This is a genomic window from Actinomadura rubrisoli (assembly GCF_004349215.1).
Lineage (GTDB): Bacteria > Actinomycetota > Actinomycetes > Streptosporangiales > Streptosporangiaceae > Spirillospora > Spirillospora rubrisoli.
The window spans coordinates 1-4,352 of the sequence record NZ_SMKU01000530.1 but is presented as its reverse complement, the minus strand read 5'-3'; the positions used below and the strand labels follow the sequence as shown (position 1 = coordinate 4,352).

Here is a 4,352-nt window from a genome sequence, read left to right as displayed (position 1 = left end):
ACCTCTTCTACCGGGGCTCCACGTCCCGTTTCCGGGCCCGGCGATCTGTCCGCGAGTCTCCCCTTGCGCTACCGATCATGCCCGGGAATGCCCTACTACCCGAATCAATCTTGCAGGGAAAACCTCAATGGCCCGTATCTCCGCTTGGTGCTTGGGGAGCCCCAGGCGCCGGTAGAGGCGCCACGCCTTCTCTTCCGTGGCTGCTATGCGGGCAGCATTGAGGAACTCGTCCTTGACCTCTCCAAAGACGCCTATGGCGGTAAGGATGCGGTCTACGTCCTGAACAGTCGGCTTGGTTCGCCCGTTCTCTACCTTGGAAAGCTTCCCCGGTGACATACCAGCGCGCCGGGCGACGGTCTCACCCGTCAACCCGGCTTCCTCGCGCAGCTTTCGGAGAGCTGAGGCTATTTCGTCTCTGGTCACTCGGTACCGTGCTGGCTCCAGTAGTCCAGGAACGGCACGGAGTTGCCCATGGCGAGATCCCGGTACGTCCGGTAGGGCTCCACTTCCGGCACGCGGTCAGCCCCCAGGAACTCGCCCTCCGGGCTGTAGTGCATCCTGATGACGGTCTCGTCATCGAATAGCCAGAAGTCGTGATCGGGTAGGCCGGGTACTTCGTTGTGCGTGAGGTCGAGAATTCGCACGTCCTCCCCTGCGTCGATACTCCCCGGATACCCCCAGCCGATTTCAAAGCGGAGGTAGTCGGACAGCGGGGACCGTACGACGTGTACACGCTGCATTATTCGCCCCGATGCGACGATACCGCGTGCCCAGTCGTTCGCACCCCAGTTGTCCGGCTTGGACCTCCCCGCTAGGAAGTCTCGGAATGCGTCGGCTTCCTCGGGAACGGTGTACTTGGCCAGCGTCTCCAGCCGGAACGCTGATCGCTGGAAGGTCTCGAACAGCTTGCCGAACTCCTCAAGCGGGATCACTGGCCGTCGCCCTGCTCTCGCTGGGCAAGCACCCTGTCAACGAGTTGCTCGACCAGCTCGGGGGGAAGCTCAACAATCATCTCGTGATCAGGGATGCCTAGCCCGTGGTCGGTGATCACCGTCCCCTGAAACCCGTACGTCCCCCGGTCCGTCAGGTGGACGGTCGGGCACGCGCCTTGCTGGCACCCGCCGTCCGCGATGGGGGTAAGTCGTGTGGACATGGCCTTGTCTCCGTTCCGATCGTCACGAGGGACGCTAGGAGTTGCCCTGATGAGGGTCAAGGGCCAGTTCTTTCTCGAACGGGAAACCTCAGCCTCGAATGCCCGGTTTGGCCCGTTCGGGAATTTTGCCGGTCACCTATCTTGACGCCCTCTTATGAATCCATGCCACGGGTCACATGTCTGCATGATATGCAGTTGAGGAGAGGGAGGCTGCTTGGCCTCTTCTGGCTATCCGTGACCCCCGGGGTGAGTGGCAATGCGCAGACCGTCTAAGATCGTTAAAGAGCGCACGGGGCGACGCCTCAAAGAGCGGCGACGGGCGATCGACCTCACCGCGAAGCGCGTCGCGCGCTACTTCAAGGAGAACGCCCCCCGGCATCTCGCCTGCCGCACCGCGAAGATCGACGACATCATCAGGACCATCCGCAGCCACGAGGCGGGGGAGCACTACCCCGGGCCGGACTACCAGGAGTTGTGGGCGGGCGCGCTGAACACCACCGTAAAGGATCTTTTCGCGCCCGCTCTCGACGCCATCACTCCGGACGCGAAGGGTGAATCCATCGACAACGGGCTTACCCTGGGAGGAAATCCAACGATCTCCGACTATGAGGTCCTAGAGATGAGACGACGTGCTGCTCTGCAAGTCGTGACCGCGGCCGCCGCCGGTACCGCAATCCCCCCGGGTGCGCTGGAAATCGTACTCAGCGGCATCCACGAGGCACTGGGCGACCCCCTTGACGTCGCGGCGTGGGAAGCCGTCGTACTCGAAAACGGCGAGACGCTCATGACGCGCCCGCCCGGCGCCATGGTTGAGGGGCTCACCGCTGACATCTTCGCCGTGGGCGAGATTCTGCGGCGCCCGCTCGCACATGCGGATCGGTCCGATCTACTGCGCGTAGCGGCCGGCCTCAGCGGACTCCTCGCCATTGATCTCGGTGACAGCGGTGACGATCGGTCCGCCCGCGTCGCGTGGGACACCGCCTGCGGCGCGGCGGACGCGTCCGGAGATCTGGAGTTGCGCGTCTGGGTGCGCGGTCGCGCAGCCCAAGACAGCGCGTGGGCAGGTCGGCCCCCTCACGTGGTCTTGGCCCTCGCTACGGAGGCGGTCGAGATCGCCGGGGACACCCGCGCCCGGGGTGCTGCCAACGCCTAACGCCGCAACGGCATACCTATACGCGCAGCAGGGGAACGCAGCCGCTGCACAGGACGCCCTAACGGATCTTCGGCGTACGTTCGACGGGCTACCGGACGGGTCCGGGCCACAAACGCCGCTTGTGTTCCGAGAGACCCAGCTGGCATGGGCGGGCGGCTACGTCAACACGCTTGTCGGAGACAGCGCCGCGGAAACCGCGGTCTCTGCGGCGCTGGATCTCTACCCGGCGAACGCATACCAGCCCCGGGAGAACCTGGAGATGATGCGCGCCGCCACGCTCGTTCAGCGTCGTGAGGTCGACGCAGGGCTGAACCATGCTCTTGGCATTGTGACCGACGCCCATAGCGTCGGACCATCCGCAGCACGGAACATCATCACACAACGCATACTCCGTGCCGTTCCTGCCGATCAGCGGAACCATCCCGCGGCGCGTGACCTACGGGCGATCACGCGAGGGGTCGTCATCTAGGCACGCCCGGGATCGGCAATCTGGCCTTCGTTGGCCGTTACTTGCGGTGCAGAACTCGTCGCGGGTGGGTGGGGTTAGAGGTAGCGGGCGGCGGTGGTTTCGGCGGGGGCGTCGGCGCCGGTTACGCCGTCTACGCCCTTGGGGACGCCGTCGTCGATGGTGTCGGGGCAGTTGATGGTGACGCGGTGCATCTTGCGGCGCTGGGTGTAGTCGGCGACCGCGTAATGCTGGGTGGGGCGGTTGTCCCAGAAGGCGAGGGTGCCGACGCGCCACTTGAGCCGGACCTGGAACTGCGGGTCGCGGACGGCGTCGAACAGCAGGGGCAGGATCGCCTCGTTCTCGCGGCGGGACAGGCCGATGAGGCGGGTCACCGAGGAGCGGTTGACGTAGAGGGCCTTGCGGCCGGTCTCGGGGTGGACGCGGACGACGGGGTGGGTGACCGGCGGGTTCTTCTCCTGCATGGCGCGCAGGTCCATGCGGTGGCCCTTGTCGATGGCCTTGGTGACCGACATGGTCAGGTCGTGCTCGGCGTACAGGTCGTCGCAGAGCCGCCGCAGCCAGGGCGCGAGCGAGTCGTAGGCCATGTACATGTTGGCCCACAGCGTGTCGCCGCCGACCTCGGGCAGGAGGACCGCGCGCAGCAGTGAGCCCATCGGCGGCGTCGTCATGAACGTGTTGTCGCTGTGCCACTGGTCGCCGCCCTCGCCCTTGGGGTCGGTCTGGTCCAGGACGTGGACGGGGCTTCCCGAGGTGTCCATCGGGGGCAGGTTGGCGGTGCCGAACCGCTTGGCGAACGCCACGTGCTCCTCGTCGCTGATGTGCTGGTCGCGGAAGAACAGCACCATGTGCGCGAGGAGCCCGTCGCGGACCTGCTGGACCTGCTCGGCGTCGAGGGGCTTGCTCAGGTCGACGCCGGTGACCTCGGCGCCGATGTTCCGGGTCATGGGGTGGAATTCGATCATGTCCTGGGCCTCCATTCAGCCAAGCAATCGCTAGGTTGACTTTAGCCGATGGAGGCGGACACCTGTCCATACCCCGGACGCCATCCGTCCCGTGTCAGCGCGAGTAGTGCTCCACGACGAGCTGCTCGTCGCAGATCACGGGGATCTCGCTCCGCTCGGGCAGCCGCGCCAGGCGGGCGGCGAGCGCGTCGTGCCGGACCTCCAGGTACGGCGGGACGTTCTCGGTGTGGCCGCCGCCGGCCGCGATCTGGAAGGGGACCATCGAGCGGCTCCGGTCGGCGATCGTGATGACGTCGTCCGGACGGAGCCGGAACGACGGACGGTCCACGCGCCGGCCGTTCACCAGCACGTGGCGGTGCACGACGAACTGCCGGGCCTGGTAGATCGTCCGGGCGAAGCCGGCGCGCAGGACGAGCGCGTCCAGGCGGCGCTCCAGGTCGACGATCAGCACCTCGCCGGTCTTGCCCTCGACCTTGGCCGCCTTGGCGAAGGCGTTGCGGAGCTGCGCCTCGCGGATGTTGTACTGCGCGCGCAGCCGCTGCTTCTCCCGGAGCCTGACCTTGTAGTCGGACTCCTGCTTGCGGGCGCGGCCGTGCATCCCGGGCGGGTACGGGC

The 4,352-nt window shown here is 66.3% G+C and carries 7 protein-coding genes; 2 read left to right on the top strand and 5 right to left on the bottom strand.

Features of this window, described 5'->3' with window-relative positions; genetic code table 11:
• Positions 1 to 75 precede the first annotated feature (75 nt).
• Genes E1298_RS44675 through E1298_RS44665 form a run of 3 tightly spaced genes read right to left on the bottom strand, consistent with a single transcriptional unit; the run spans position 76 to position 1,153 of the window.
• On the bottom strand, positions 76 to 423 hold the full coding sequence (locus tag E1298_RS44675; RefSeq protein WP_165975957.1) for a helix-turn-helix domain-containing protein: 348 nt from the start codon (positions 421 to 423) through the stop codon (positions 76 to 78).
• Positions 420 to 932: a DUF6879 family protein gene (locus E1298_RS44670; RefSeq protein ID WP_131903438.1), complete on the bottom strand. Its 513-nt coding sequence runs from the start codon at positions 930 to 932 to the stop codon at positions 420 to 422. Before E1298_RS44670 ends, E1298_RS44675 begins: the two co-directional genes overlap by 4 nt.
• Complete coding sequence (locus E1298_RS44665) at positions 929 to 1,153, bottom strand: hypothetical protein (RefSeq protein WP_131903437.1); 225 nt, start codon at positions 1,151 to 1,153, stop codon at positions 929 to 931. The genes E1298_RS44670 and E1298_RS44665 overlap by 4 nt, the downstream gene beginning before the upstream one ends.
• A 256-nt stretch (positions 1,154 to 1,409) precedes the next feature.
• On the opposite strand from E1298_RS44665, the gene E1298_RS44660 reads away from it, so the two are divergent.
• Positions 1,410 to 2,306 (top strand): hypothetical protein, encoded by an 897-nt coding sequence (locus E1298_RS44660; RefSeq protein WP_131903436.1) that lies wholly within the window; start codon positions 1,410 to 1,412, stop codon positions 2,304 to 2,306.
• 121 nt (positions 2,307 to 2,427) lie between these two features.
• Positions 2,428 to 2,775: a hypothetical protein gene (locus E1298_RS44655; RefSeq protein ID WP_131903435.1), complete on the top strand. Its 348-nt coding sequence runs from the start codon at positions 2,428 to 2,430 to the stop codon at positions 2,773 to 2,775.
• A 74-nt stretch (positions 2,776 to 2,849) separates the two neighbouring features.
• Here E1298_RS44655 and E1298_RS44650 read toward each other — a convergent pair whose 3' ends face one another.
• Together E1298_RS44650 and rpsD are read right to left on the bottom strand one after the other, a co-directional pair.
• Positions 2,850 to 3,737: a TauD/TfdA dioxygenase family protein gene (locus E1298_RS44650; RefSeq protein ID WP_131903434.1), complete on the bottom strand. Its 888-nt coding sequence runs from the start codon at positions 3,735 to 3,737 to the stop codon at positions 2,850 to 2,852.
• Between the two features lie 94 nt (positions 3,738 to 3,831).
• The coding region (gene rpsD / locus E1298_RS44645) for a 30S ribosomal protein S4 (protein ID WP_131903433.1) at positions 3,832 to 4,352 on the bottom strand (521 nt) is incomplete at its 5' end.

Excerpts from the sequence above, each read along its gene's own strand:
- E1298_RS44665 (WP_131903437.1), bottom strand. The coding sequence starts at position 1,153 with ATGTCCACACGACTTACCCCCATCGCGGACGGCGGGTGCCAGCAAGGC.
- E1298_RS44650 (WP_131903434.1), bottom strand. The coding sequence starts at position 3,737 with ATGATCGAATTCCACCCCATGACCCGGAACATCGGCGCCGAGGTCACC.
- E1298_RS44660 (WP_131903436.1), top strand. The coding sequence starts at position 1,410 with ATGCGCAGACCGTCTAAGATCGTTAAAGAGCGCACGGGGCGACGCCTC.